This window comes from Bacillus sp. 01N45, from assembly GCF_056399205.1.
The window spans coordinates 484,987-510,615 of the sequence record NZ_JBFTQW010000003.1; the positions used below are offsets into that span (position 1 = coordinate 484,987).

General features: G+C 34.8%; 27 protein-coding genes and 3 pseudogenes. 8 read left to right on the plus strand and 22 right to left on the minus strand.

Annotated elements, in window-relative coordinates:
- Positions 1-39 precede the first annotated feature (39 nt).
- From AC1DMU_RS10305 to AC1DMU_RS10340, 8 genes and pseudogenes are all read right to left on the minus strand, one after another.
- Positions 40-942 carry a DMT family transporter gene (locus AC1DMU_RS10305; RefSeq protein WP_088062426.1) on the minus strand — a complete coding sequence of 301 codons (903 nt, stop codon included), beginning with the start codon at positions 940-942 and terminating at the stop codon, positions 40-42.
- Positions 943-1,155: 213 nt separating this feature from the next.
- Positions 1,156-2,109 (minus strand): methyl-accepting chemotaxis protein, encoded by a 954-nt coding sequence (locus AC1DMU_RS10310; RefSeq protein ID WP_412678003.1) that lies wholly within the window; start codon positions 2,107-2,109, stop codon positions 1,156-1,158.
- Positions 2,104-2,883, minus strand: a pseudogene (locus AC1DMU_RS10315) (MCP four helix bundle domain-containing protein); the annotation flags it as partial. The gene AC1DMU_RS10310 and the pseudogene AC1DMU_RS10315, both read right to left, overlap by 6 nt.
- A 133-nt stretch (positions 2,884-3,016) precedes the next feature.
- Positions 3,017-4,285 carry a M48 family metallopeptidase gene (locus tag AC1DMU_RS10320; RefSeq protein WP_137011507.1) on the minus strand — a complete coding sequence of 423 codons (1,269 nt, stop codon included), beginning with the start codon at positions 4,283-4,285 and terminating at the stop codon, positions 3,017-3,019.
- A 134-nt stretch (positions 4,286-4,419) separates the two neighbouring features.
- The gene (locus AC1DMU_RS10325) at positions 4,420-4,608 is read right to left on the minus strand and encodes a hypothetical protein (RefSeq protein WP_088062422.1); all 189 of its coding nucleotides are present in this window, start codon (positions 4,606-4,608) and stop codon (positions 4,420-4,422) included.
- Positions 4,609-4,619: 11 nt separating this feature from the next.
- The gene (locus tag AC1DMU_RS10330; RefSeq protein WP_088062420.1) at positions 4,620-4,919 is read right to left on the minus strand and encodes a hypothetical protein; all 300 of its coding nucleotides are present in this window, start codon (positions 4,917-4,919) and stop codon (positions 4,620-4,622) included.
- 31 nt (positions 4,920-4,950) lie between these two features.
- Positions 4,951-5,307: pseudogene (locus AC1DMU_RS10335) on the minus strand (hypothetical protein).
- Position 5,308: 1 nt separating this feature from the next.
- A complete protein-coding gene (locus AC1DMU_RS10340) occupies positions 5,309-6,163 on the minus strand; it encodes a CPBP family intramembrane glutamic endopeptidase (RefSeq protein WP_088062419.1) in 855 nt (284 codons plus the stop codon).
- Between the two features lie 134 nt (positions 6,164-6,297).
- Between AC1DMU_RS10340 and AC1DMU_RS10345 the strand changes: the two genes are divergently transcribed.
- Entirely contained in the window at positions 6,298-7,002 is a 705-nt protein-coding gene (locus AC1DMU_RS10345; RefSeq protein WP_088062417.1) for a response regulator transcription factor, read from the plus strand.
- A gap of 9 nt (positions 7,003-7,011) precedes the next feature.
- The gene (locus AC1DMU_RS10350) at positions 7,012-8,754 is read left to right on the plus strand and encodes a sensor histidine kinase (protein WP_088062415.1); all 1,743 of its coding nucleotides are present in this window, start codon (positions 7,012-7,014) and stop codon (positions 8,752-8,754) included.
- A 389-nt stretch (positions 8,755-9,143) separates the two neighbouring features.
- Here the strand turns inward: AC1DMU_RS10350 and AC1DMU_RS10355 are convergent, their stop codons facing one another.
- Complete coding sequence (locus AC1DMU_RS10355; protein ID WP_046956985.1) at positions 9,144-9,296, minus strand: hypothetical protein; 153 nt, start codon at positions 9,294-9,296, stop codon at positions 9,144-9,146.
- 284 nt (positions 9,297-9,580) lie between these two features.
- Entirely contained in the window at positions 9,581-10,483 is a 903-nt protein-coding gene (locus AC1DMU_RS10360; RefSeq protein ID WP_071721586.1) for an AraC family transcriptional regulator, read from the minus strand.
- A gap of 137 nt (positions 10,484-10,620) precedes the next feature.
- On the opposite strand from AC1DMU_RS10360, the pseudogene AC1DMU_RS10365 reads away from it, so the two are divergent.
- Both AC1DMU_RS10365 and AC1DMU_RS10370 read left to right on the plus strand, forming a co-directional pair.
- Positions 10,621-11,111, plus strand: a pseudogene (locus AC1DMU_RS10365) (RNA polymerase sigma factor).
- Positions 11,112-11,116: 5 nt separating this feature from the next.
- Positions 11,117-12,241 (plus strand): anti-sigma factor, encoded by a 1,125-nt coding sequence (locus AC1DMU_RS10370; RefSeq protein ID WP_088062413.1) that lies wholly within the window; start codon positions 11,117-11,119, stop codon positions 12,239-12,241.
- A 39-nt stretch (positions 12,242-12,280) separates the two neighbouring features.
- Here the strand turns inward: AC1DMU_RS10370 and AC1DMU_RS10375 are convergent, their stop codons facing one another.
- Entirely contained in the window at positions 12,281-13,258 is a 978-nt protein-coding gene (locus AC1DMU_RS10375) for an HD domain-containing protein (protein ID WP_088062411.1), read from the minus strand.
- Between the two features lie 226 nt (positions 13,259-13,484).
- Positions 13,485-14,591: a metallophosphoesterase gene (locus tag AC1DMU_RS10380; RefSeq protein WP_088062409.1), complete on the minus strand. Its 1,107-nt coding sequence runs from the start codon at positions 14,589-14,591 to the stop codon at positions 13,485-13,487.
- 385 nt (positions 14,592-14,976) lie between these two features.
- Between AC1DMU_RS10380 and AC1DMU_RS10385 the strand changes: the two genes are divergently transcribed.
- Positions 14,977-15,522, plus strand: a complete 546-nt coding sequence (locus AC1DMU_RS10385; protein ID WP_088062407.1) for a TetR/AcrR family transcriptional regulator — start codon at positions 14,977-14,979, stop codon at positions 15,520-15,522.
- 72 nt (positions 15,523-15,594) lie between these two features.
- Here AC1DMU_RS10385 and AC1DMU_RS10390 read toward each other — a convergent pair whose 3' ends face one another.
- The 6 genes from AC1DMU_RS10390 to AC1DMU_RS10415 all read right to left on the minus strand — a co-directional run bounded on the left by AC1DMU_RS10390 (position 15,595) and on the right by AC1DMU_RS10415 (position 21,104).
- A complete protein-coding gene (locus AC1DMU_RS10390; RefSeq protein ID WP_088062405.1) occupies positions 15,595-16,620 on the minus strand; it encodes an S-layer homology domain-containing protein in 1,026 nt (341 codons plus the stop codon).
- An 89-nt stretch (positions 16,621-16,709) separates the two neighbouring features.
- Positions 16,710-16,961 (minus strand): hypothetical protein, encoded by a 252-nt coding sequence (locus tag AC1DMU_RS10395; protein ID WP_000435468.1) that lies wholly within the window; start codon positions 16,959-16,961, stop codon positions 16,710-16,712.
- A 113-nt stretch (positions 16,962-17,074) separates the two neighbouring features.
- Positions 17,075-18,607 carry a fatty acid--CoA ligase family protein gene (locus AC1DMU_RS10400; protein ID WP_088062403.1) on the minus strand — a complete coding sequence of 511 codons (1,533 nt, stop codon included), beginning with the start codon at positions 18,605-18,607 and terminating at the stop codon, positions 17,075-17,077.
- A gap of 161 nt (positions 18,608-18,768) precedes the next feature.
- The gene (locus AC1DMU_RS10405; RefSeq protein ID WP_088062401.1) at positions 18,769-19,197 is read right to left on the minus strand and encodes a hypothetical protein; all 429 of its coding nucleotides are present in this window, start codon (positions 19,195-19,197) and stop codon (positions 18,769-18,771) included.
- Positions 19,198-19,370: 173 nt separating this feature from the next.
- A complete protein-coding gene (locus tag AC1DMU_RS10410; protein ID WP_088062400.1) occupies positions 19,371-20,360 on the minus strand; it encodes a lipoate--protein ligase in 990 nt (329 codons plus the stop codon).
- A gap of 9 nt (positions 20,361-20,369) precedes the next feature.
- On the minus strand, positions 20,370-21,104 hold the full coding sequence (locus tag AC1DMU_RS10415) for an MBL fold metallo-hydrolase (protein WP_088062398.1): 735 nt from the start codon (positions 21,102-21,104) through the stop codon (positions 20,370-20,372).
- Between the two features lie 180 nt (positions 21,105-21,284).
- Between AC1DMU_RS10415 and yhfH the strand changes: the two genes are divergently transcribed.
- A complete protein-coding gene (yhfH, locus tag AC1DMU_RS10420) occupies positions 21,285-21,413 on the plus strand; it encodes a protein YhfH (protein ID WP_000567010.1) in 129 nt (42 codons plus the stop codon).
- A 39-nt stretch (positions 21,414-21,452) separates the two neighbouring features.
- On the opposite strand, the gene AC1DMU_RS10425 is transcribed toward yhfH, so the two are convergent.
- Positions 21,453-22,469 (minus strand): LacI family DNA-binding transcriptional regulator, encoded by a 1,017-nt coding sequence (locus AC1DMU_RS10425; protein WP_088062396.1) that lies wholly within the window; start codon positions 22,467-22,469, stop codon positions 21,453-21,455.
- 196 nt (positions 22,470-22,665) lie between these two features.
- On the opposite strand from AC1DMU_RS10425, the gene AC1DMU_RS10430 reads away from it, so the two are divergent.
- On the plus strand, positions 22,666-23,616 hold the full coding sequence (locus AC1DMU_RS10430) for a helix-turn-helix transcriptional regulator (RefSeq protein WP_088062394.1): 951 nt from the start codon (positions 22,666-22,668) through the stop codon (positions 23,614-23,616).
- A gap of 92 nt (positions 23,617-23,708) precedes the next feature.
- Positions 23,709-24,212 (plus strand): DinB family protein, encoded by a 504-nt coding sequence (locus AC1DMU_RS10435; protein WP_088062392.1) that lies wholly within the window; start codon positions 23,709-23,711, stop codon positions 24,210-24,212.
- 65 nt (positions 24,213-24,277) lie between these two features.
- Here AC1DMU_RS10435 and yknW read toward each other — a convergent pair whose 3' ends face one another.
- From yknW to AC1DMU_RS10450, 3 genes are read right to left on the minus strand one after another with little or no spacing between them, the layout of a single operon-like run.
- On the minus strand, positions 24,278-24,955 hold the full coding sequence (yknW, locus tag AC1DMU_RS10440; protein WP_088062390.1) for a YknW family membrane protein: 678 nt from the start codon (positions 24,953-24,955) through the stop codon (positions 24,278-24,280).
- A gap of 24 nt (positions 24,956-24,979) precedes the next feature.
- Positions 24,980-25,282 carry a DUF2087 domain-containing protein gene (locus AC1DMU_RS10445; RefSeq protein ID WP_131933741.1) on the minus strand — a complete coding sequence of 101 codons (303 nt, stop codon included), beginning with the start codon at positions 25,280-25,282 and terminating at the stop codon, positions 24,980-24,982.
- Between the two features lie 35 nt (positions 25,283-25,317).
- Complete coding sequence (locus AC1DMU_RS10450; protein ID WP_141542787.1) at positions 25,318-25,530, minus strand: hypothetical protein; 213 nt, start codon at positions 25,528-25,530, stop codon at positions 25,318-25,320.
- Positions 25,531-25,629 lie beyond the last annotated feature (99 nt).

The following is a 25,629-nucleotide window of genomic DNA, read 5'->3' on the forward strand; positions in this document are numbered from 1 at the left end:
TAAGGGAATTTTCAATAGAATACACCTAATTATTTACAATTAAGAATACAAACTTTCTTTTACCGCTATTTTTTCGTCCTTTGTTTTTCGAAAAGTAAATGCCATTCCTACAAATATAAGAACAATCCCTACTACTTGCATACTAGTTGGTCTAAATCCGGTAAAGACTGTATCTAATAGGATTGCAACAGCAGGATCTAAAAACACTAATACAGAAATTAATCTCGTCGATAAACCTCTTAAACTGTCAAAAAATAAGTAATATACAAATCCCGTATGTATAAGACCTGTCGCTGTGATCATCATCCAGTTCATCTCTGTTAACCCTTGAAACTTGCCAAAGTCTACGAATGGTAGCAATAAAAATATACCTAAAAATGTTTGTAAAAATGTCATCGCATATGCGCTCGTATGCTGAATTCCTTTTCCTAATAAAGTGGTAAAAGCATAAAATAATGCTGCAAGAAGTGCCCATACCATTCCAGATGACATCAGTTTTTCAAACGATAGACTTCCATCTACTCCAGCTACTAAAACTGTACCGATAAAACAAATGACAATGGACATAACCGCAAACACTGTAAGTCTCTCTTTAAATACAATACTACCAATCATTAATACGATAATGGGTGCAAGATGATAAACTGAAATCGCAATTGTAATCGACATAACTTCAAACGCTTTAAATAAAAATACCCAGTTAAAAACGAGAAATACACCGCATGCTAATATTTGCATTACTTCTTTTTTATTCCATTTCTCACTTTTATACTGTCCTGTTACGAGCCAACATAATGCTAAAAATATAGTCGCACAAATGCAACGAACGAATACTAATTCAAAAGACGGTAAACCTGTTTGAGTAGAAAAAAATCCAATTGATCCAAAAATAGACATCGAAAGGATCATTTTTATAGCCGGCATTGATTTTTTATTGAACACCCTTTCTCTCCTCCTATAAACTATCTTTTACAAATGAAAAATCTCCAAAACATTACGTATTATTATATATTACAATCGGAAAATTGTAAAAAATTAGAATATATTAAGTGATAACTGCACAAAATTCCCATAAAAAAATCATCCTTTGTTATATAGGATGATTTTTTTTATTTATTGAATGGAATTTTTCTATATTAAAACTTAAATATACTACTACTTTTGAAGAGTAAATTGGGCAACTATTTGTTTTAATCCTCCTGCTGCATTATGCATATGTTCAATTGAAACCGAGATCTCTTGAACAGATTTTTCTTGCTGTTGAATAGACTCTTTTACCCTATCAGTGCGGTCAGATGATCTTTGGGATATTTGAGCCATGTCTTCTGCAGAAGCCGAAATCTCTTCACTACTCGCTGCAATTTCATCTGTAGACATAGATACCGTTTGAATTTGCTCAGATACTTGCTGTACTTTTTCTGTAATTTTTCCAAATACTTTTTCTGTATGCATTACTACTTGTGTACCTGCCTGTACCTCATTATCTACTTTCCCCATCATATGTACCGTATGGTTCGTTGTTCCCATAACTTGAGTAATAAGCTTCTCAATTTGTTTTGCAGAATCACTAGATTGTTCTGCTAATTTTCTTACTTCATCTGCTACAATTGCAAATCCTCTACCACTTTCCCCAGCACGGGCAGCCTCAATTGCGGCGTTTAATGCTAATAAGTTAATTTGAGAGGTAATACCTTGCATAACATCAATGATTTTAACAATTTCTTCTGATTGTTCTTTCATAGTCTCTACTTGTTTCACACCGTTATGTACTGAATTTTGGATTGTATCCATCTGTTGAATCATTTGTTTCATTAATTTGTTACCACTCTCTGCATCTAATGCTGATTGAGCAGACAATTCATTTACAGAGGATGATGTATTCACTATACTCTGCATTCCTTGTGTCAACTCTTCCATCGCACCCGCAGTTTGCTCCATTGCCTGCATTTGGCCCTCTGCGCCATTTGCAACTTCTTCAATATCTATAGTGATTTTCTTCGCTGCACCACTAGATACTTCCGATGCAGATACTACTCCGTCTGCATGTTGGAATAAAAGCTGAATATTATTCTCTACTTCTTGCATATTTGTTCTTAGCCCTGCAATCATTTCGTTAAAATCACTTACTAATACACCTAATTCATCCTTAGCATTATACTCACCATGTACAGTTAAATCTCCTTCTTTTGCTCTTTCCATCATACGACTAACCGTTTGTAAAGGTGCAACTATAAGCTTGCTAATAATATAACTTACTATACATATAATGACTGTAGTAACTATTACAAGAATGATAAAAGTAATAACGGACCGATCTATCATTTTTTGAGAATCTTTAAATACTTGGTCAGCTAAATTTGAAACATACGCTTCTAGATCTACAGCATAACTAGCTAACTCTACTCCCTTCGGTTTTAATTCCTTATGAAATTCGTTTACTATTTGAGATTCATTTGTTACCTTCGCTTTATCAAACAACTTCTTATATGTCTCCATATAACTTGGCAAAGATTCCTTCATCTTCTGAAACAGCTCATCCTCTTGCTTACTTAAATTGAAGCCATCATCATATTCTTTTAATAAAGAATCATATTTTTCAAGATCCTTTTCAATATTACCAATAATCCCCTCTTTATTTGTCCCCTCATTTGGTGACGCTGTAATTAATTCTAGTAAGTTATACTCTAGTGAATTTTGTGTACGAAGCATTCCTTCTAATAAAACTACAGAATGTTGATAATCATCTACTACAACCTCTGTATCATGCTTAATCTTATTAATAGAATTAATTGCTACGCAGCTCATAATTACCATGCTCAATACTGCTAATGAAATAAGCGATAATAATTTATATTTCACTTTTAAATTTTTTAAAAAATACATTTTTTCACCTTTATTCCTTTATATATAGATTTTTAGAATTTTATAGCTTATTATTCACAAAATCGCAATAAAAAGCAATGATAAATATTCCCAATATAAAACTTATATCTCTAAAAAAGAAGTAGCATAATCGCTACTTCTTTTTGCTTTGTTTCTCATATTGTTCAAACGTATGAATTCTTTCGAAAATTGGTGGATGTGTGTATAAGAAAAACTTCACTAACGCAGGCGGATTCACTTGGCTTAAACTCGTCTTTGATAAATATTGAAACGTTTTTACACCAGATTTCCCGTCTTTCGTCATATCTAAAGCGTATTGATCTGCTGCTCGTTCTTCTATACGAGAAACATAGTTTGTTGCTGGCTGTGATGCAAAAGAGAGTACAGAAGAAATTAAGAAAAATAAAGGTAAAATTGAAAAACATGCTACTTTTGAAATTTGCAGCGTATCTCCCCATTTTCGAATACACATATTTATAATACGACTAATGAGATACATCCCTATAAACGATAGCAACACATAACTCGCAACGCCCCAATATATATGTTTCATAACATAATGCCCTATTTCATGGGCCATTATAAATAAAATCTCTTTATCTTTTAATTGCTTAAGTGTTGTATCCCACATTACAATACGAGCGTTAGGGCCAATTCCTGTTACATATGCATTTAATGCATTCGTTTTTTCCGACATATTTACTTCATATACATGTTTAGCTGGAATATCAGCTTTTTCTGCTATCGCTAAAATTTTCGTTTCTAATTCTTTATTTTTCAGCGTCGAGAAGTCATTATAAAGCGGATCAATAACGACCGGCTGTATAAATGTTAAAAAGATTGTAAATGGAACAGAGAGTGCCCATCCCGCTAGCCACCATCTCTTCGGGAATTTACGGATAAGCCATAACAGAACAGTAACTACGATTAACATAGTCGCATAACTTTCCCAAAAACCGATAACATGATCTTTTATCCAGCTTTGTGTACTTTGCGTTGAAATGCCGTAATCAACGGATACTTTTCGGCTAATCCATTGCATCGGCAGGGCTAGAACTGTTGTGAGTAGTGATAAATAAAAGAAATAAATCGCAACTTGCAGGACACTTATTTTCGTCGTTTCCTTCGACCATTTCTCAAACTTTCTTGAAACACCGAGCACAAGTACAAATAATAAAATAATCCATTCCAGAGGCGTCGCTAAAAAATACAGTAAATTTTTCACGCGCGAATAATCTTGGCTTAGCGTAAGCTCTCTCGCATTCATAAACGTTTCTGGATCTGCACTCGTTCCTTTATACATGTCCGGAATCAGTTCATGATTCCATCCAAATAAATACCAATATATAAGCAACGCAAACCCAACGTACAAAAAAAGCGACCACCCAATAACCTTCCTCACGCTATTCCCTCCTCTATGCTGCCTGTCTATTATTATTGTAAGTTCGTACATGCTAAATTAGAACAAGCTTATTATGCGAATTGCTCGCGAGCCTTTTATTCACATAAAAAAACTCTTCTACAAATAGAAGAGTTTTACCTACCTTTAGACACTTTCTTCGGTTCATACTCTGGGATAAGAAATATACTTACAACCCAACATATAAAACCAGCCCCTTTTATATAGCGTATATATTCATAGTCTTGAAAAAATAACGTCGTTACAATAAGCGTAAAAAAACCTACTAAAATTAGTACGTATCCTATTTGCTTCTTACATAACATAACGCGCCCCCTTAAGGAAGTATATCCATTAATAAACTAAAATCTTGTAAAGAAAAAGAACTATATTTCATAATACCTTGCACAGCTAATAGTAAAATGAGACCGGTCACACACATATAATTAATGCTTTCTTCACTCTTTTTTTCAGCAACTATTCCACCGCTTATACATAATATTCCTAGCAAATGGAGTGCTAAATACATAAAGAAATAAGCTTCCTCCCAGCGAAGAATAACATTGACTGTCGTGATCAGCACTATACTAAGCAAAATCAAATAAAAAAACTTATTTGATGATATTGTTTCATTCATATAATTTTATACATCCCTTTCAAATTTAGAATTAATGATGTTTCAAAGCTATAAAGTAAATGATAGTTTTCATACTATAAAACAAAAGGAAAGCCCCCATTACTTTCTCGAATACTTTATAAACCCACATATACTTCTCTTCATTTTTTCTGAAGATACACTTCATCATCGCTTCTACAATAAGACCAAATAGTATTAAAACCCCTAACACAATAAGAAGAGAAATAATATTTTCTTTTAAAAGAGTACTAGAAAATAAGTAATACTCTAGAAACACGATCGTATCTACTACAGGTTGCACCTAATGACACACGCTTTTATCACAAATATCTGTAAGAAACGTAGATTCTATCATGTCTTTCAATATTTTTTCAACCGTTTTCTTCATCTTACTTATCCCCCACTACGTTTGAAAAACTCTTTTCCTGCTCTACATATATAGCTGGCATTTCTTTATTCCAATATTTGCGGTTAACAAATAAAAAGATGAGTACTAAGTTTAATCCCGTTATAAAAATAAGAAGCCCTGGAAAGAACGTCGTATAATTTGAGAAATCTGCAAAACTCATTATCTCTTCTTTATTTATTAGAAAAGAAGCACCGATTACAAATGCATTGTTTAACATGTGAATAGCAATTGGCATGAGTAAGCTATTTGTACGAATATATACGATTGATAGTACAACGCTAAATACTACTGCGCCTAGGAAATCAACATGTAACAACGCAAACAACATCGCTACTACAATGATTGCTATACTCGTTCCCCATTTTGCTGCGAAACGTTGCAGTAAAAATCCGCGAAAAACAAATTCACCGATAATTGGTGCGATGAACACGACCATAATAATTTGATATACATATCCCCCTGTGCTATCAATAACCGGTTCACGTAATGCGTTCATAATAAATTCCGGTGTAATCCATGCAAAACTATACATGTACAAAATAAGATATCCATAACTAAACACGGCTAACATAAGTGCAATGTATAAAACTTGCACCAGGTTAAATGTTTCATTTTTATTAATAAATAATGAAAAGGAAACACGGTGTTTTCTATACTCAAAAAAAATCCATGTAATCGGAAAGATATAGAATATAAGAATATTTATAAAAGTAGAATTTTGCATATGAAATGTATTTTCTATCAATTCATTACTGACTCTTGCAACTAAAGTTAATAGTGCAAATACAATTAAAAAATACCTAACTCGCATCGTTTGAAACGGATTCACACTCATCTCCTCCCCTATGTTACTTTTATCATATCATTTGATTCTTAATTTTTTGAGAAAGAAAACCTTAAAATTTCCTTAAAAATTCCATAAGTTACCGAAAGATGATATGATATTCGAGGAAATTAGGAGGGATTTTTATGTATGAAGCAAATATTTTGCTCGTTGATGATGAAACAGCAATTTTACAATTACTAACTACCATTCTTGAAAAAGAAGGTTTTTCTCATATTACAACTGCAACATCGGCTGAAATAGCTTTATCTCTCACGCAGCAAAATGAATACGATTTAATTATTTTAGATGTCATGCTTCCTGGACAATCTGGTTTTGATATTTGTCCAATCATTCGCCAGAAAACAGATTGCCCGATCTTCTTCCTCACAGCTAAAACATCTGATTTAGATAAAATATCTGGATTTTCACACGGTGCAGATGATTATATTACGAAGCCATTTAATCCACTTGAAGTAGTAGCTCGTATGAAAGCACAACTCCGAAGACATATGAAACAAGCAGTACCACACGAACAAAAAGCACAATCCAGTTCCTTTGGTAGATTTGAAATTGATCGATATTCCGCAGAGCTTACAGTAAATGGACATGTTGTCGAATGTTCCGCCCAGCTATTTCAGCTATTACTCTTCTTTTGCGAGAATCCGAATTACGTATTTTCGAAAGAAGAAATATACGAGAAAGTTTGGGGAGCACCTGCCTATAATGGCGATGATAATACCGTTATGGTCCACATTCGAAAACTACGTGAAAAAATTGAACAAGACCCAAGTAAACCAGAATATATAAAAACCGTTCGCGGACTTGGCTATAAGTTCCTTACAAAGTAGGGTGACGATATGAACTTTAATAAACGACTTATTATTCAGTTTATCATGCAACACGTATTTGTTTTAGTTACATTACTGATTGCTGTAGTAGCGGCTTTCACGTATTTAATTTTTCTTGTTACGAGTACTTCATACGAACCGAATATTCCAGATGCTGATAATTTTATGATTTCAAGATATATCTCTTCAGAAGATGGCGATATTTCGTTAAAAGCTGAAGTAAAAGACTTAATTAAAGAAAAAAATGATTGGATTCAAGTTGTAGAGGAAAATGGAAAAGTTCTCTATCACTTTAATACGCCGAGTGACGTACCGACATCTTATACGAAAACATTTTTATTCTCGTATATACAGAATCATATAGAAAGCCCTTATACATTTACATATTGGGAAATTGAACTAGAAGAAAAGAACGTACTTGTTATATACGGCGGTATGTTAAAAAGCAATGTATTACTGAAAACAATCCAGAAAGAGCACCCGTCTGTATCTACGGATTCGTTCACATTAACAGAAGAAGAAAAACAGTTACTTTCTAAAGAAAAAGCAGCACTTCAAATCTTTAATAGTGATGGCGAAGAAGTATTCTCCTATCCAGATGGAAAGAAAAAAACGTTTTCTGTCATACAAGCTGCTCTTAGCGAAAAGGAACCGTGGAATCATAAAGAAAACACGTCTAGCTTTTACGACACAAATAGCAATCATCTTCTTGTTGTAACTGCCAAAAATGAGTACTACTATCCAGATGATGAAATAGACGATGTATTTACTAAAAAGTTTCTAATCGGATGCGGATTAATCCTTCTTATCGTATTTGTTTATTTAGTCATTCTTTCTATTTGGTACGGTAATAAATTTGGAAAACCGTTACTCCATGCGATGCGCTGGCTTAAAAACATCGCTGGTGGAAAGTACGAAGAACCTGTTAGTAAAAAAGGGAAACCTGTCAGGTTCCGGCAATCTGGTAAAGAAAAATGGTCATTCCGCTTATTTAGTGATGTGACAAATTCACTAGAGCACCTTTCTATTACACTCAAAAAAAATGATGCGATGAGGCAAGTACTGCAGCAAACACGTGAAGAATGGATTACCGGTCTAACGCACGATTTAAAAACGCCACTTAGCTCTATTTATGGCTACGCATTATTACTAGAATCAAAGCAGTACAACTGGACTGATCGTGACATTCAACAATTCGGCAGCGTTATGAAAGAGAAATCGCAATATATGACGACATTAATTGATGACTTAAGCTTAACGTATCAATTAAAAAATAACAGTCTTCCTGCGCAGCACGTAAACATTGAAATGAATCAATTCGTTCAAAAAGTATTATTACAATTTATTAATAACCCAACACTTCAAAATCAAAATATTGAATTCGTACCAAGCTCAAACAAAATTCAATATTTCATTGAAGAAAAATGGTTCCAGCGTATTATCGAAAACTTACTCGTAAACGCTGTAAAACATAATAATGAAACGACAAACGTCATCGTAAAACTTTCGCAAAACGCTACTTCATTTACACTATCTATTTCAGATAATGGAAAAGGAATGGATGATAAAACGAAAGAGCTTCTATTTGAGCGATATTACAGAGGAACAAATACAGAAGAAAGCAACATCGGAACTGGACTTGGCCTCGCTATTACAAAACAGCTCGTTCATGCTCATAACGGAACAATTTCTATTGACAGCGAACTCGGAAAAGGTACGACAATTATACTTGTGTTTCCATTTCATTCGTAGGAAAGGCGCTATCTGGCGTCTTTTCTTTTTTCTTTTCTAGGAGAATTCAACGGTAAATGAAATTATGTTACTCGCCTTTTATTCTTGCTTATTGCGATAGTTCAGCGGTACACGAAATTATATCAGCGATTTTTTGAATATATCGGCGTAACTCAAAATATATCAGCGATTTTCAAGATATATCGATTTGTCGACAAAAACCAACAATACCAGTCTACTCCTACTATACAAAGTAAAAATAAAACTATTAACAAATACATTTCTAAACTGTTATACTATAAATAGAAGTATAAACTAACTAAGTTTTGCATAAAATGAAGTAGACGAGGTGCTTCCAACACCCCGTCACTGCAACTAATTACCGCAAGGTGGAAGGTTGCAACTAAAGCTTATTTGCGCTTAGAAGACTTCCCACGCTTCGCAGGCAGACGGGTGGTCTTCTTTTTGCGCCTTTTTGTCGTTAATTTCTTAAATCCCATAACTATACCTTCTCTAGCTATAGTTTTTGTGATTTCCAACAAAATTTGCAAAAGAAATTCCATACGATTACACCTCCTTTCTCCACAAAATGAAGAAAGGGCATAACCTTCCACCCGCAATATTTAATTGCTACTTTATTTTATCATTTTTAAATGTATTACAGATGAGGCAATACAAATTTAACAATCCACTCGTAAAAATAACCTTTCACAACTCACTATGAAAGGTCATCTCCATATTTTAGCTATTTCCCTACAAACACAAACACATTCTAATTTTTGAACCCCTTTCCTTTTCCCTCTTTATAAAAAAGCGAACCATCTCCCAATGATTCGCTCTTATCCTATTATTTCTTCTTCACTGGTATCCAAAGTTCAATTTGAGCGAACTCACTTTTATCTGCATGGGAACGCTCATCGTATAGTTCAAATTCATTAACGCCACAATGTTCGTATCCTGAATGCGGGAACCATTCTGAGAATACTGCATTCCACGTTTGGTGAATAGACGATACCATTTCTTCATGAGGAACTTTCGGCGTTGTAAATACAGCATATGTCGCTGCTGGGAAAGTACGCTTCGCAACTTCATTTGGCACATTTTCAAACCCTGTAACTTCCATTCCAATTATATAAGTGAAGTCCCCTGTTTCTAAATTAAAATCAGTACATAATCCAAGCTCTACCCATTGGCTCGTATCTTTACGATTCGGAATCGTCGTTCCAAGGTCTTTTTGTAAATATTCTTGCCAAAATGCTGGGATGTCTTGATGGTTTTTCCCTTCTTTACTTGTCGTCTTCAGTTCATAACCCGCCATTAAAAATTCTGGTTTATTTACAATACGATATTCCATTTGTATGCCTCCTAAATACGGATTTAATTTTCTTTGTTTTACATTTACGCTGTAATACATCGGCGTTTCAATTTCTTGTTTTCGATATTCACTCGGTGTCATTTGAAATATTTTTTTAAAGGCTCTCGTGAACGTTTCGTGAGATTGAAAGCCATGCTCAAATGCGATATCAATAACTTTTTCATCCGTATGAGAAAGTTGATAAGCTGCCCGGGCTAACCTCCTCTTTCGAACATACTCCATTACTGTATCACCTACTAACGCCTGAAATACACGATGAAAATGCGACTCAGAAAAACCTGCAATGCGTGCTAAATTACGCAGCGTCTGTTTTTCCATTACATCTTCCTCAATATAATCAATTGACCTTTGAATTTGTGTTTCATAGCTTTCCATCTCTGTTCACCCGCCTTATATGTATTATGATAAAAGAGAATCCTATCCAATTCTTGACGTTTTTTACTATATTTTTAAAAACAAATGTAACTTTTTTATATGTATTTCGTTGTTATGTATGAAGGGAGGGAAATGTAGTGAAACGCAAACAATCATTAGAAGACATTTACTCCAAGCATATGCAAGATTCACTTTATTTCGCTATCTTCTCTCCCTAACCGGAGATTCCCACTATGCGGAAGATCTCATGCAAGAAACCTTTTACCGAATGCTCGTCCATATTGACTATTATAAAGGAGAAGAAATTAGACCGTGGTTATTTACAATTGCCTACAACGCCTTTATTGATTGGTATCGAAAAGAAAAAAGATATAAAACAACGACAGTTGAAGAATTCCATTTACCGAACATACCAAGTACAGAGCACTCTTATTTCGTAAAACATGAAATTGCTAGTTGGTTAGACAGTTTATCTTCTCTTCCCCTTGAAAGACGAAATGTGCTACTACTACGAGATTACTACGGATTCTCGTATAAGGAAATAGCAGAAATGACCGGTCTCTCACTAGCGAAAGTAAAAATCGAATTATACAGGGGACGAAAAGAAACGAAAAGCATAAAGGAGTGATCAGGATGGGTTGTACAGAGTTTAAAAAACTATGGGGGAAGTACGAAAACGGAACGCTCACGCATGATGAACAAGTGCAATTAGAAAGTCATATTGAAACATGTGAAAAGTGTGAAGCTTACTTAGATGAGTTACTTTCGAAGAGTGAACCGATAAAGAAAAGACTACCACCACAAAATTTTAAAATCCCGTTTTGGAAAATAAAATGGAAACAGCGTTGGCAAACCGTTAGTTTTGTCCTCGCTGTTTGTATAGCAATCTATTTTGTTGGTCATTTTGCATCTTCCTTTTACTTCTATTCGAATAATATGAAAAACTTTTCTGAAGTAAATGAGATTCCAGCACTCGCACTAGAAGCGACAATGCCAAATAGTCGTTCCACTGGAGGAAGTACGAAGGTTAAACCCTTTTTCCGTACAGAAAATGAAATGAATTTAGTTAAAACTGTCGGCAAAGAAGAATTTCCAATTGGTACAGTAACAATGAGTAGTTTCTTATCATCTGTAACTGCCACAAATCAATCTTGGGCAAACAGAGCCTATTCAAAAAAAGTTTCCTTTGTTCATCCCAAAATCAAGGAAGAAGCTTCTTTGAAAGAATCATCTAAAAAAGTTTGGGATACACTTGGAAAGATACATGAGGGGACTGTTGCAGAAGTAGCGATATCCTTCGATAAAGTTTACACTTTACAAGAAGTAGAATCCATTCTATATAGCGCATTTGAAGCACAAGAAATGCCGCCAATTCCTGTATGGTACGCTTTAGACACAGGACAAGAAAGAATAAATGAAGAAAATTTTCTCTTGCATAGCGGAGAAATTATCGGATTTCGAGAACATATAAATCTTCCTGAAGATGAAACAAAAAAACTACACACAAAAGAAGATGAAGTAATCGAAATGATGCGTATTCTTTCGATAAATAAAGAAACTGTAAGTAAAACGACTTGGATTCCTGAAAAAGTGCTGAATTTAGATAAGCGCTATCAGTATGTAAAAGATAACGGCGTCAAAGTATACGGCATGGTCATTACTGGCCCGTCGAAAGAGTTATTAAAATTACAAAACTCGCCGCACGTTCGTTATGCGACTCTTGGAGATATTGAGATTTGGAATTGGTTTGATTATTAATGAGAAAAAGGAGAGCATCTAGGAGTGATGCTCTCCTTTTTAATCCGAAATCACTTTCACATACATCCCTCTCACCGCTTTTTCATAAGCAATTTCGCTCATCTGTCTTATTTTTTCCGACACAGCAGACGATGGAACAACTTCACCTTCACGAAATAATGGAGGATCAATGAGACGGACTTTATTTTTCTGATACAAATCATAATCGTTTCTATCTTCTTTTACGTTTACATTCGGATGAACTTTGCTTAATAAAGCATGTACTTCTGGATCATTACATTGCTGCAATTTCGAAATAAGCTCATCATCTTCAAGAAGAAAGTCATCTGCATGAATAATCCTTTTATGAAGAGCTAACTTTAGCGTTTTCGCTAACATGTCGTTTCCGTAAATATTCATTGGCTTCATAAAGAAATCAATTACTTCTTTGTAATACGTTTCTGTAAACCATTCTGCCATTTCGACACTTTGAAGAACCATTTTCCCATCTACAGCAATGACATCCTCTAAAAAACTGTGAACTTCTTCTAAAGAAACATACCCATATGTATACATATCTCGTAACGTATAATCCACTCGGTCTGCACATAATTCTGGTGCTGACCTTTCGAGTAACGTCCATTTCGAATCATCTAATAAAATATCTTCATAGTTATAACCATACTTCGAAAGAATCGCTGGAATTTCTGAGTTTTTCACGACAGAACTAAATATCTCTTCATGATAACTTTTATTTCTATTATCAAAAACATAATCAATTACATGAGAAAAGGCAGTATGTGATACGTCATGCAGTAAACCTGCAATTTGTTCTTCAACTGAACCACCGAGTTTTTTCACTAATAACATAACACCAACTGAATGATCAAAGCGTGTTACATTCCAGTTCTCATTTAGTAAGTAGCTTGCGCCATTTTGATGAATACCTTTTAGTCTTTGCACAGGATTGCTTACAATTAATTCTTCTACTACTCGATCCACTTTAAACTCACCGTAAATAACATCTGATATAACCACTTATAATCCCCCTTTATTTCAGCAGCGTCTTCTAATCGTACCTTTTTTATAAAATCGATATCAATATAAATTATAAATCTAAATATATTGATACATAATTACAAATGTTATATATTATACATGTCTGTTATTTCTTTTAATTCATTTATTTTTATTGAGCGCTCCTTATGTGGAGCCCTTTTTTTATTGAAAAAATAGAGAGCAATTCGCTCTCTATTTTATACACCTATTCAAACGTAACTTCCACCTGCACAATCTCAGATCTACTTCCCAGTCTTAATGGTGGTCCCCAGAATCCGAAACCAGAAGAAACAATCGCGTGGAATGCACCTTTTTGTGCGTATCCCCAGTCTAATTCGTACATTCTTCTCGTTACAATATGATTCGGCGCCATTTGTCCGCGGTGCGTGTGGCCGGATAGTAGTAAATCGACGCCAGCCTCCGCTGCTTGTTTCAACTCGAATGGTTGGTGATCCATTGCAATAACAGGCATGGATTTATCTACCGTACTCGTTAGATTTTCAAAGCTTTGGCGATCTCGCTCTGTTTTATCTCTTCTTCCGACGAGGTAAAATTGATCTTCAATTGTAATCACTTCATCTAACAGAATACGAATATCAATCTTATCCATCTCTTGTAAAAATTCAGGAACCGCTCGTCCGTAATATTCGTGGTTTCCTAACACACCATATACGCCTAATGGAGCTTTCATTTGCTTCATAATTGGTCCCATATTTTTTTGAATGAACACACCTGGATGATCATCAATAATATCACCTGGCAGTAAAATAATATCAGGCTCCATCTCATTTACATGGCGGACAAGTCTTTTTAAATGCGAAACACCAGATAATTTACCGAAATGCATATCAGAAGCCATCGCGATGCGTAAGCTTTTACGTCCCTCTACTTTTTTTGGTATGTGCACCTCGTACTTTCTAACTACTGGGCTATATGCGTTGAATACTCCATATGCAAAAATAAAGATAAATGCAAGTAACACGGCCGTTCCTGTCCAAATAATTGCCGCTTCTTTCTCCACTGAAAACTGTAAAAGAAAGACCGTAATATTTGCTAACGGCAACAGCATAAGCGCATATTGTATGACCGCAAACCAAATTGAGCCTATCGTTCGTAGAAATGGCAAGAACTTAAACACTTGCACGAGAATGTACGCATATGAAATAAATCCGACTACGAAAGCGTAATATCCCCAAGATTCCCAGCCAAACACCGCATGAAGCCAAACCCAACCGTTCCAGCCGATGTAAAACATGAGTAGTGTGTATACAATTAGCATAGTAAATATATTGAAATAACGAAGATTTTTCACAGTCAGCCTCCTTCTTGATTTCTTCTATTATATCTTGTTATGCACGTTTAACGTAAATATTAAGCACAGCAATCTTCACAATAAAAACCTCTAACCGCTAGATGCAAATCTAACAATTAGAGGTGCAATTCAAAACAAAATTACTTTTACAGATTTTCTTTATAGAAACTTGTAATCCTCTTGCATAAAAACGGACATTTCTCTTCGTAACTGATATATATAAAACCACCCTTACTTTATTATAAATTTACACTTGTGAGAGTTAATACTCATGTGTATATTTATAATAAAACGAGCAACCACTTGTTTCAATGACCATATTTACGCATTTGGGTGATAATACACACATAACGAAATATATGTATCAATAACGGAGGAACATCATATGGAGAAAATCGATAGAAGAATTATAAAATCACAAAACGCCATTCAATCCGCATTTATTGAAATGTTAATTGAAGATGGCTTTGACGAAATTACAGTAAAAAACATTACAGAAAAAGCGAACATCGGAAGAAAAACTTTTTACTTACACTATCTAGATAAGTACAATTTATTAGATAAAATTGTCGACGACCATTTAAATCAATTAAGAGAAATATGCGATATAAAACAAACAAAAGGCTATATAGAAGGAACTGTCATATGGTTTGAATACTTCAAAGAACATAAACCATTTTTCGCATCGTTATTTAGAAGCAACAGCACATTATCATTTCAGAAAAAAATCCTAACGTTCATCATGGGTGAACTAGAAAAAAAATTAAACACAAATACGTCAGTAAATAAAAACATTGATACACACATCGTTTTAAAATTTTTAGGAACAGCTGTCATGGGCATTTTGGAATCTTACGTGTTGGATGAAATTGATAATGATGTTGAGTACGTTGCGACGCAAGTTGGGGAATTGATGAGGAGGAATATATAACAATGCAAAAAGGAAAATTTGGAGTTCAAATTTTCCTTTTTTATTTATGCTAAATCTAGTATACGTTTTAATTTATTTCTTCAACTTATCTGCCTTCGCAATAAATTGCGCTGCTTCCGCACGGCTTACCGCTTTATCTGGAGCCCAGCCATTATCTGTTCCAACTGAAATGTTTTCTTGGATTAAAATATTGGCATACTTCGCACCCCAATGATTGTTTAAGTCAGCAAATTCTTTTGGTAGTTTCATATTTTCATTTCTTTCTAATTTATATGCATTTACTAGCATAGAAGCTATTGATGCACGGTTAATTAACCCGCTCGGATTAAAGTTACCCTTCTCATCACCTTTTACAATACCTGCTTTTTCAACAGCAGCAATATATGGAGTTGCCCAGTGGTTTTGTGCATCAGGGAATGATGGCTTCGCATCTTTATTAATTTCTAAACCTAAAATAGTTGCTAATATTTTTGCAGCTGAACTACGATCGATATTTTCAGCCGGAGCAAATGTACCGTCTGGCTTACCGTGCACTGCTTCTTTATCTACTAAATATTGAACTGACTCTTGTGCCCAAGTCGGGACATCTGAGAATTTAGGTTTCTGTTCAATTGCACTTGCATCGATTTCAAACTGCAGTTGATATTTATGATCATATTTAATTGCTGGAATTAATATATGCATTTGCATATTATATTTTTTCGAGAACTCACCCATTTCAAATTGAACAACTTTCGTACCGTTATTCGCTTTATCTTCGGAGATTACTTTTACATCATGGAATGTCCCTATTTTATTTGGATCTTCTACTCTAAGATACTGAAAATAGCTACTATCTTGAACTGTTAATGTAACAATTTTTTTATCACCTTGAATGGTTACTTTTGGACTTTTTAAATATGTAGACGCAACTGATGTATCATTCGTTTGATCTTTATAAGTCTTTAAAATAACGTCATACGTGCCATCCGCTAGTTTGCTATTTGCTTTCATTTCTACTGCCGCTTCTGCTTTCGCAATCGGTGCCATAATACCACTGAATGGAACTGCTAAAGTTGCTGCTATAACGAACGCATTAACATATTTTTTCTTAATCATTATCAATACGACATCTCCTTTTATATGAATATACCCAACATAACTATCATATTGATAATGATTATCAATGTCAAATAAAATTAATAATACTATTTCCTACATAAGTACGCCTTCCGCTCGTTTTTAAAAAGTAAATAATGCGCCGTGTGAACTTTTCTTTCCAAATAATCAATAGAATACGAGCTTGATGGATCGACTAAATCACCTATCGCACCTGAAAGATGATCGATTACTTGCTGCAGTATTTCTAAGTTTTTCTTCTCACTTTCAGCGTTCATTTCATCCATAATGTCACAAATAAGGTATTGAACTCTCCTTAAACGTAATTCCTTTTGCTCCACATATATCTCCTCCTTATTAGTCATATTACGGTTTAAATATATGGGGCTATAGCTTAACCAATTCTAAAAAATACAAAGGCAACCACCTTCATAAAGATGGTTGCCCCCCATTTTTAAACTTGCATCGCTTTCTCTTTTAACGCTCTTCTTAACAATTTACCTGTCGTATTCTTTGGTAATTCTGTTAAAAACTCGATACTCTTTGGTACTTTATATTTTGCTAAATGTAATGTGCAATAATGCATAAGTTCCTCTTCTGTTACGTTAGCTTGTTTCAAAACGACGTATGCTCGTACTGCTTCTCCTAAGTTTTCATCAGGAACGCCAATTACGACAACTTCTGCTACAGATTCGTGTGTATACAATACTTCCTCTACTTCACGAGGGTATACGTTATAACCGCCAACTAAGACGATATCTTTTTTACGATCAACGATATAGAAGTAACCTTCTTCATCCATTTTCGCTAAGTCACCTGTATACAGCCAACCATCTTTCAATGTCGCTGCTGTATCTTCTGGCGCGTTATAGTATCCTTTCATAACGTTAGGTCCGCGAACAATTAATTCACCGACTGCACCGACAGGTACTTCTTCCCCAAGTTCGTTCACAATTTTATTTTCTACATGCCAAATATTTGTACCGATTGACCCAGGTTTACGCGGACGATCTAGCGGGTTAAAACAAGTAACTGGTGATGCTTCTGATAAACCGTATCCTTCTGAAACAATTACGTCAAAACGTTTTTCAAAGTTTTGCAGAAGAGCAACTGGCATTGACGCACCACCTGAAATACAAAGACGAAGCGTCTTCACATCTTCTGCGCTTGCTTCTTCGAATAAATATAAATAATTGTACATTGTCGGTACACCAGCAAAAATCGTTGGCTCGTACGTGCGACAAATACGGAATACTTCTTTCGGACTAAATTTCGGTAACATTAAAATAGTTGCTCCGTTCACAATCGGTGCATTTACCGCCACTGTTAAGCAAAATACATGGAACATTGGCAAAGCCGCAACGACGCGATCATCAGCAGTATATTGTAAATACGACGCCACATCGCTCGCATTACTATATAAGTTTTTATGTGTTAACATCGCACCTTTCGGTTTTCCAGTTGTACCTGAAGTGTATAGAATAACCGCTACATCTTCTTCATCTAATTCTGGGCCTTCAAAAGTTAAATCTCCAGCCCCTATCATTCTCGTAAACGTTTTCATTTTTTCGGTTTCTGTATAGTTAAAATCTGATGAGGTTTCGCATATGATGATGTTTTCAAGTGAAGGAAGTCTTGTTGTAAGAGATTGTATAACAGGTAGAAGGACGTCGAGTACGATGATTGTTTTTACATCTCCATTTTGTAAAATATAATGCATTTCGTCTGCTGTATAAATTGGATTAACTGGAATAACAGTTGCTCCAGCTTTCATTGTTCCGTATAAACCGACCAAAAAATGTGGTGAATTTCCAACAACTAATGCGACATTGTCCCCTTTTCCAATGCCCATTTCTGCTAAATTGCTAGAAAACCTTGTGACCATTTTGTTTAATTGGTCATATGAGACCGACTGATCCATAAATATATAAGCCGGTTTATCCCCCTTCTTTTTCGCCGTTTCAGCCAAAGATTGAACGAGATTCACACAAACCCCACCTTTATAAAATTTAGAATATTTAAAAATTCTAAATTAATTATATTAAAAGAAAATTAAAGTAGCAAGTGATATTCCATTAACTGCATATACAAGGATCACCTCCTGTTGATTCACTTTAGAAAAATAAGGGAATTCTATTCGCCTACACATTATGAAACTAAGGCTAAAATCATTTCAGGATAATATGCACTCATCTTTTCACTAAGTTTTTCTAGTTCCTTTTTATTCAAGCTCGTATGCTCCCCATACAAGTTGATTGCATCCGCTCCGTGTTCATGAAAAAACAATGTTACATATAATGTCGGTAACCCGGTATTGGCCTCATCTATTGACAAGACAAGATCTGGCGTTTTATTCATCGTACTAAAAGCTTCATTTCTTTTCCATTTCTTATTTTGAAACATAGTTTGTATATCAGCTATCTTTCGTTTATTATCCGTATTCGTAAAGTATATAACATTATCCTTCCCTGGCTTTCCAATCGTTAAAAGTGTGCGACTTGAGGAAGTTTCATCGTTACAAGCTGTCATTCCGATGACGAAGCTGAGCAGTAATGCAACGTACATTAGCCTTCTCATTTCAATCCGCCTCCTTTTGAATATATATATTCCTTTATGAGAGGCAAATGTCCTGTGATTTTATGATGAGTGAAATTATATCGGCGATTTTTAAAATATATCGACTTACCGATAAAACGTGACAATCTACGCAAAAATAAAGAGGCTGCCCGTTACGGCAGCCTCCCTTATTTTTAGAAGAATAAATGTAAGAAATCTTCTGTTGTAATATTACCGAAGTAGCGTTTAATATCTACGCCTTCTAAAGCTGCAGTGAATGCATCTTTATCAAATTGTACGCCTGTTAGACGCTCTTCAATGTCATGGACATCTAGTGAACCGAAGAAGTCACCGTAAATTTTACATTCTGTTACTGTTCCTTTTTTCACTTCAAGACGAACGTCAACTTGTCCAACTGGGAAGCGGTGTGAATGTTGTAAGTTGAACTTCGGAGATTTTCCGTAGTTCCAGTCCCAATTTTGGTAACGTTCTTCAGAAAGTTTATGGATCTCTTTCCAATCATTTTCTGTTAATTCGTACGTCGGAATTTCTGTTTCCCCTTCGAAAATTGTTTCTAGAAGAAGTTGTCTAAACTCTTCTGTCGTCATTTTTTCGTTTAAGAACTCTGTAATGTTCGCAACACGGCTACGGATTGATTTGATTCCTTTTGATTGGATCTTATCCATTTTTACTTTTAACGCTGATACGACGTGATCGATTTCAGAGTCAAATAGTAACGTACCGTGACTGAACATACGACCTTTCGTTGAGAACTGCGCGTTACCTGAAATTTTTCTGCCTTCAGCTAAAATGTCGTTACGACCACTTAGTTCTGCATTTACGCCTAATTTACCAAGCGCTTTCGTTACAGGTTCTGTAAATTTTTTGAAGTTGCTGAAACTGTCTCCATCATCTTTCGTAATAAAGCTGAAGTTTAAGTTTCCTAAATCATGATATACTGCACCTCCACCTGATAGACGACGAACGATATGAATTCCTTGTTCTTTTACGTAATCTGCATTAATTTCTTCTACTGTGTTTTGGTTTTTACCAATGATAATGGAAGGTTCGTTAATGTAGAACAGTAAATATGTTTCGTTAATATCTAAATTCTTCACACAATATTCTTCAATTGCTAAGTTTATTCTAGGATCTGTAATCCCTTTATTATCAATAAATAACATCGTATCACCTCATGAGTTCCAAATGTAACCACTATGCGCTAGCGTAATATGGCCACTGAAAATTTGTTTTGCTTCTGTTACTAAATCAGATGTGTTTCCTGTATGCGGTAAGTGCGTTAATAAAAGTTCTTTTACATTCGCATCTTTCGTAATACTTGCCACTTCTGTACTATTCATATGCCCTGCTTTTGCAGCCTCTTGATGTGCATACATATTACACTCACAAATGAAAAGATTAGCATCTTTTGTGAATGGAATGAATTCAGGAATATAACTTGAATCAGCGCTATATACTACAGCGTCACTACCAGCTGTAATACGCATCGCAAAGCATGTAACAGGATGAACAGTTTTTAAGAATGAAATCGAGAACGGTCCAATTTGAAGTATTTCTTCTGGATTGTACGCGATTCCTTTCGTATGTGGTTCATGCGTTAAAGAATGGAATCCATTCTCGTCAAACGTATGACCGTATATTGGTAATTCCGGTAGTTGTCCCTTTGTCGCACTTGTAATTAATCTCGCATATTGCAATACCCCAATGTCTGCAACATGATCGTGATGATAGTGTGACAGTACAACTGCATCTATATCAGATGGTGTTATATATTTTTGAAGCTGTGCTAGTACACCACTACCACAGTCTACAAGTAAACGAAAACCATCGTGTTCAAACAAATATCCCGACGTTGCTTCTCCCGCTTCTGGAAAGCCGCCCCAAAAGCCGACAACAGTCATTTTCATATGTATCCATCCTTTCTAAAACCGAGTAGGAATGCATGTTTCACTTACATTCTACATTGTTAACTATAATCCATTTCCTAAACTTTTTCATTATTTTTCACTTTTGTTATAAAACAGTTATTGACTTTTGTTTTTTGTACTAATACAATGATAGTAAGAAATGGAAATGGAGGGATTAACATGATCGATCAACCAATGGAGTTTTTCAGAAATTTACCGACGAAAACTTGTGCACATTGCGGGAAAGAAATTGATGAGCAGCACGAAGCATACCATAACAAATGTGACGATTGCGTTCACGAAGAATAGTAGTTTGTGAACATAAAAAAACCTAGCAGACATAGTCTACTAGGCTAATAACATCGTATCCTTCTTCATCGTCGAACCTTTCACCAAGAGCTCCAGTTCAAACTCATACAATTCTTTTTTTCGATAATTTTTCGTATGGATTTTATCCATCATCAGGTCGACAACTTTTCGGGCCATCTCATCGATTGGCTGTTCAATTGTCGTAATACCTGGCTCTGTAATCTGTGATAAAATTTGATTATCAAAACCGATAACAGCGAGATCATCTGGAATGCTCCAGTCATGGCGTTTCGCCTCTGAAATAATTCCAGCTGCAACCTCGTCGCCTCCTGCCAAAATCGCGGTAGGATTTTTTTTGTCCTTTAATACTTCATGGAATATTCTCTTTCCATCATCCCAAGAGAAAGCGTTTTCAAGAAAATCGATCGCTTCTACTTGGCGGCTCTTCTCAGTTATTGCACGTAAAAAGCCCATTTTTCGCTGCTGGCTAACCACTTTGGTTTCGTTACCACGGCAAAAAATAAGATTACGATATCCTTGTTCTAACACATGCTTAGCAGCTATGTATGCTCCTTGCGCATGATCAAACTTCACTGTTGGAACATTTGCTTCCTCAATATATTCATTACATAACACGATTGGACCGTGCTGTAAGTATGGCTCTACATCTTCCCAAGGATTTTCTAGTGAACATAGAATAATCCCATCTACTTGTTTCGTAGATAATAATTGTAAATACTCCATCTCTTTTTCCGGTAAATATCTTGTTTGACAAATAATCAGTTTATATTTATGTTCAGAAGCAGCAATCTCGATTGCTTCAATAAATCTACTGAAGAAAGGATTTGTAATCCTTGGAACTAGCACCGCAATTGTTTCCGTCTTTTGTTTACGAAGCCTTCTCGCCGCAGAATTAGGAACGAAACCTAAATGCTTCATTGCTAATTGAACCCTTTTTTTCTTCTCATCTGAAACATATGGATGATTATTAATCACCCTAGAAACCGTTGTCCTTGATAACCCCGCTAATTTCGCCACGTCCTCTATAGTCGACACGAAATCCTCCCCCTTTGCATGAAAACGTTTTCTTAAACTGATTATATAGTATATTATTGGAAACTGCAATATGGGTTGTTATGATTTTACTATATTAATATTATACATAGGAAAAAGTCTGTTAATGGGAGGAGAGTTTATACTACTTTTAGAAGTTTATAGTAGGCATATTCATAAAAGATAAAGGGGAATTTTCATGAATCGGACAGATCGTTTGTTAGCTATATTAATTGAATTACAAAGAAGACAAACTGTTACAGCACAAAGCTTAGCCGAAAAATTCGAAACAAGTATAAGAACTATTTATCGAGATATGGATGCACTTAATGAATCGGGTGTTCCTATTTTTTCAATGCCTGGCCAAGGTTATTCATTAATGGATGGTTATTTCTTACCACCTATTCAGCTTACACCTGAAGAGGCTGTTACTCTTTTACTAGGCGGTGATTATATCGAGAAAACTTTCACATCTTCTACATCTTCTTTTTCTGTACATGCAAAATCGGCAAAAGAGAAACTTGAGGTTGTCCTCCCTACTGATCAAAAAAAGAAAGCCCAGGAATTACGGGGAACTTTTCGTTTCCTTTCTCCTATATTTTCACACAAACAATCTGAACAAGAAAAACTTGAAAAACAACTTATCCTGTTGCAAGAATCTATCCAAAAAGAACAGGCTATCTCTTTTTCTTATCGTAAACCAAGAGAAACTACAAAAATAAAACGGACCGTTCATCCTTACGGCTTAGTCAATATTTCTGGAATTTGGTACGTCGTTGCCCATTGTTTACTTCGAAAACAAATACGTAATTTCCGCTTAAATCGAATGGAGGAATTACAGCGAGAACAAGAATTCTTTACAAAACCCGAAGACTTTTCTTTGCAAGAATATCAGCCTGAAAGCAACCGTACTGTGATGATTCATTTATTATTCCCAGCCCATATTGCACATAAAATTATTGAATCACGATACTTCTTTATAGATTCATACGAGCATAGAGAAAATGGTTTTCACGTCTTTTTGAAATCAAGAAACATAGACGAAGTATTTCAATGGGTATTAAGCTGGGGAAGCCAAGTGCAAGTACTTGAACCAAACGTTCTATCTGAGAAAATCCGTGATGAAGCAAAGAAAATGTTAAAACTTTAATTGTTGCATTTCACTACTGACATAATGTTGTCAGCATTAGTTCTTTATAGTAGGTAGTAACAAATACATTTTCATAAAAAGGAGTTAGTGATATGAAGAAATTTGAAGAGTTAGCAACGTACTACATAGAGGAATTAGAAAAGTACTCTATAGAACAATTTAGGATGAAGCCTTCTAATGAGGAATGGTCTCTCGGTCAAATGTATAATCATTTAATTGCCTCTACATATATGCAGTTAGATGCCATCGCGAAATGTAAAACTGAAACACCATCAGCAATAAACAAGAAAACGGATATAGGTGAAAAAGTATATAAACTTGGTGCTTTCCCAAATATACAAATCAAAGTACCAAATCATCCTGGATATACACCTGAAAATCCCTCTAATAAAGAAGAAATACAAAAACGTATTCTAGAATTAATTACAGTTGTTAAAGACATTGAGCCAACACTTTCTTCTATTCCAAGTGATTGTAAAGTAAAGCACCCTGGGCTTGGTTACTTACATGCAGCAGAATGGTTCCAGCTTATTTCTATGCATTTTGCACATCATCTGCGCCAGAAAGACAGACTGGAGACAAAAGTTTTAGTATAAAAAATGCTAAAAGGTGGTTTGATCTATATCCAAACCACCTTTATATTTCTACTTCCCATATATCTTTACGGTTTAGATATTTCCTGCATAAATCCAGCCATACTCGCTAATAAACTAGTGAAAACGAAAAGGACAATAATAAGAGGAATAAGTTTCTCCTTATGTAAATTTGTTATCGTTTTCAAACCGATGCCTAATAAAATGTAATACCAAATATTAAATATATCTATTCTTTGAGCGATTGTATGCAAAACCATGTTATCCGTTGCTATTGCCCCTAGACTCGTATAAGATATCTCATATCCATTTAGAGACAATGCAATGAATCCGTTTAAAATCATCCCTAATCGTAATACAAACGAAGCATAAATAATGATAGGAAATGTTTCTTTATAGGTAATATCAACCCCGAAAAAAATCATAATGTTTTTATAGAATATAGGCGCAAAAAATAAGGCTATGATTCCACTGATTACGGAAACCCCAAATGTAGTAAAGAAAGTTATATATTTCGGTACCGTAAATCCCGTTTTATCATGAAACATACTAAGCGCAGGATTGTTTAAAGTATTCCATGACATGAAAGCACTTGAAATTATAATTAGTACTATTAAAAGTACAAGTGGTAAAAGTATATTTCTTTGATTCTTCATCCTTTTAAATTGCACTGTTGGCGAAGTGAATATCCCTAAAATTGATGGTTTTCCCGAAATCTCTTCACTTATAAGACTACTAACTTGCAAGAAAATCCTCCTTCCTCATTACCTTTATAACTCCTCCCACTTCGTCCAAACTTCTCTCCCGTTTATATGGTACATATTATCCTCTCGATCCATAAATCCGTGCACAATAAACTCACGTCTAATCGTACAGAAATCATCGTGATATTGTTTTATAAATGTATTAATTTCTTTTTCCGTATATTGATTTTCAGCGTTTAACTTGCTAATTAAATGCTCCAACAATACTAGTTTTTTCTTCTTTTGACCTGGAATCGATTTTAGGCGGTCCTCTTTATCGAAAAAGTTACGAATCGTCGTATCACGAAATTTCATTTCACTTTCAGTCATTTTGTTGTCCTCCATCGGTTTTTATGCCATAAAATTTATCGTTTGTCTTTACTATCCTTCTTCATTCTTTTACTTATAACATCCATAAGGTAATACCCGCTAATTAGCACATAGTAAACTAAAAGTATTCCTAGTGCATCTTTCATATTTATATATTTTTCTTTATGAAACAAGATAGGTGAAAGGGCGTAAACAAGAAAGATGATTAGCGGATTTAAGATAAAATAATAAGTAAGATTTCCTTTCATCATATCAACTCCTCTATTCTAGTTTTCTCTGTAAATTGTTGTAAATCCTTTTCTTTCGTCTCTATAGCTTTTAAAAAGGTTTATATATAAACTACAGAA

What these genes read in the sequence shown, in the direction of transcription:
- AC1DMU_RS10310 (WP_412678003.1), bottom strand. Translation starts at nt 2,109, where the DNA reads ATGATTGCAGGGCTAAGAACAAATATGCAAGAAGTAGAGAATAATATT.
- AC1DMU_RS10325 (WP_088062422.1), bottom strand. Translation starts at nt 4,608, where the DNA reads ATGTTATGTAAGAAGCAAATAGGATACGTACTAATTTTAGTAGGTTTT.
- AC1DMU_RS10330 (WP_088062420.1), bottom strand. Translation starts at nt 4,919, where the DNA reads ATGAATGAAACAATATCATCAAATAAGTTTTTTTATTTGATTTTGCTT.
- AC1DMU_RS10340 (WP_088062419.1), bottom strand. Translation starts at nt 6,163, where the DNA reads ATGAGTGTGAATCCGTTTCAAACGATGCGAGTTAGGTATTTTTTAATT.
- AC1DMU_RS10345 (WP_088062417.1), top strand. Translation starts at nt 6,298, where the DNA reads ATGTATGAAGCAAATATTTTGCTCGTTGATGATGAAACAGCAATTTTA.
- AC1DMU_RS10350 (WP_088062415.1), top strand. Translation starts at nt 7,012, where the DNA reads ATGAACTTTAATAAACGACTTATTATTCAGTTTATCATGCAACACGTA.
- AC1DMU_RS10355 (WP_046956985.1), bottom strand. Translation starts at nt 9,296, where the DNA reads ATGGAATTTCTTTTGCAAATTTTGTTGGAAATCACAAAAACTATAGCT.
- AC1DMU_RS10360 (WP_071721586.1), bottom strand. Translation starts at nt 10,483, where the DNA reads ATGGAAAGCTATGAAACACAAATTCAAAGGTCAATTGATTATATTGAG.
- AC1DMU_RS10370 (WP_088062413.1), top strand. Translation starts at nt 11,117, where the DNA reads ATGGGTTGTACAGAGTTTAAAAAACTATGGGGGAAGTACGAAAACGGA.
- AC1DMU_RS10385 (WP_088062407.1), top strand. Translation starts at nt 14,977, where the DNA reads ATGGAGAAAATCGATAGAAGAATTATAAAATCACAAAACGCCATTCAA.
- AC1DMU_RS10390 (WP_088062405.1), bottom strand. Translation starts at nt 16,620, where the DNA reads ATGATTAAGAAAAAATATGTTAATGCGTTCGTTATAGCAGCAACTTTA.
- AC1DMU_RS10405 (WP_088062401.1), bottom strand. Translation starts at nt 19,197, where the DNA reads ATGAGAAGGCTAATGTACGTTGCATTACTGCTCAGCTTCGTCATCGGA.
- AC1DMU_RS10410 (WP_088062400.1), bottom strand. Translation starts at nt 20,360, where the DNA reads ATGTTATTTATTGATAATAAAGGGATTACAGATCCTAGAATAAACTTA.
- AC1DMU_RS10415 (WP_088062398.1), bottom strand. Translation starts at nt 21,104, where the DNA reads ATGAAAATGACTGTTGTCGGCTTTTGGGGCGGCTTTCCAGAAGCGGGA.
- yhfH (WP_000567010.1), top strand. Translation starts at nt 21,285, where the DNA reads ATGATCGATCAACCAATGGAGTTTTTCAGAAATTTACCGACGAAAACT.
- AC1DMU_RS10430 (WP_088062394.1), top strand. Translation starts at nt 22,666, where the DNA reads ATGAATCGGACAGATCGTTTGTTAGCTATATTAATTGAATTACAAAGA.
- AC1DMU_RS10435 (WP_088062392.1), top strand. Translation starts at nt 23,709, where the DNA reads ATGAAGAAATTTGAAGAGTTAGCAACGTACTACATAGAGGAATTAGAA.
- AC1DMU_RS10445 (WP_131933741.1), bottom strand. Translation starts at nt 25,282, where the DNA reads ATGACTGAAAGTGAAATGAAATTTCGTGATACGACGATTCGTAACTTT.
- AC1DMU_RS10450 (WP_141542787.1), bottom strand. Translation starts at nt 25,530, where the DNA reads ATGAAAGGAAATCTTACTTATTATTTTATCTTAAATCCGCTAATCATC.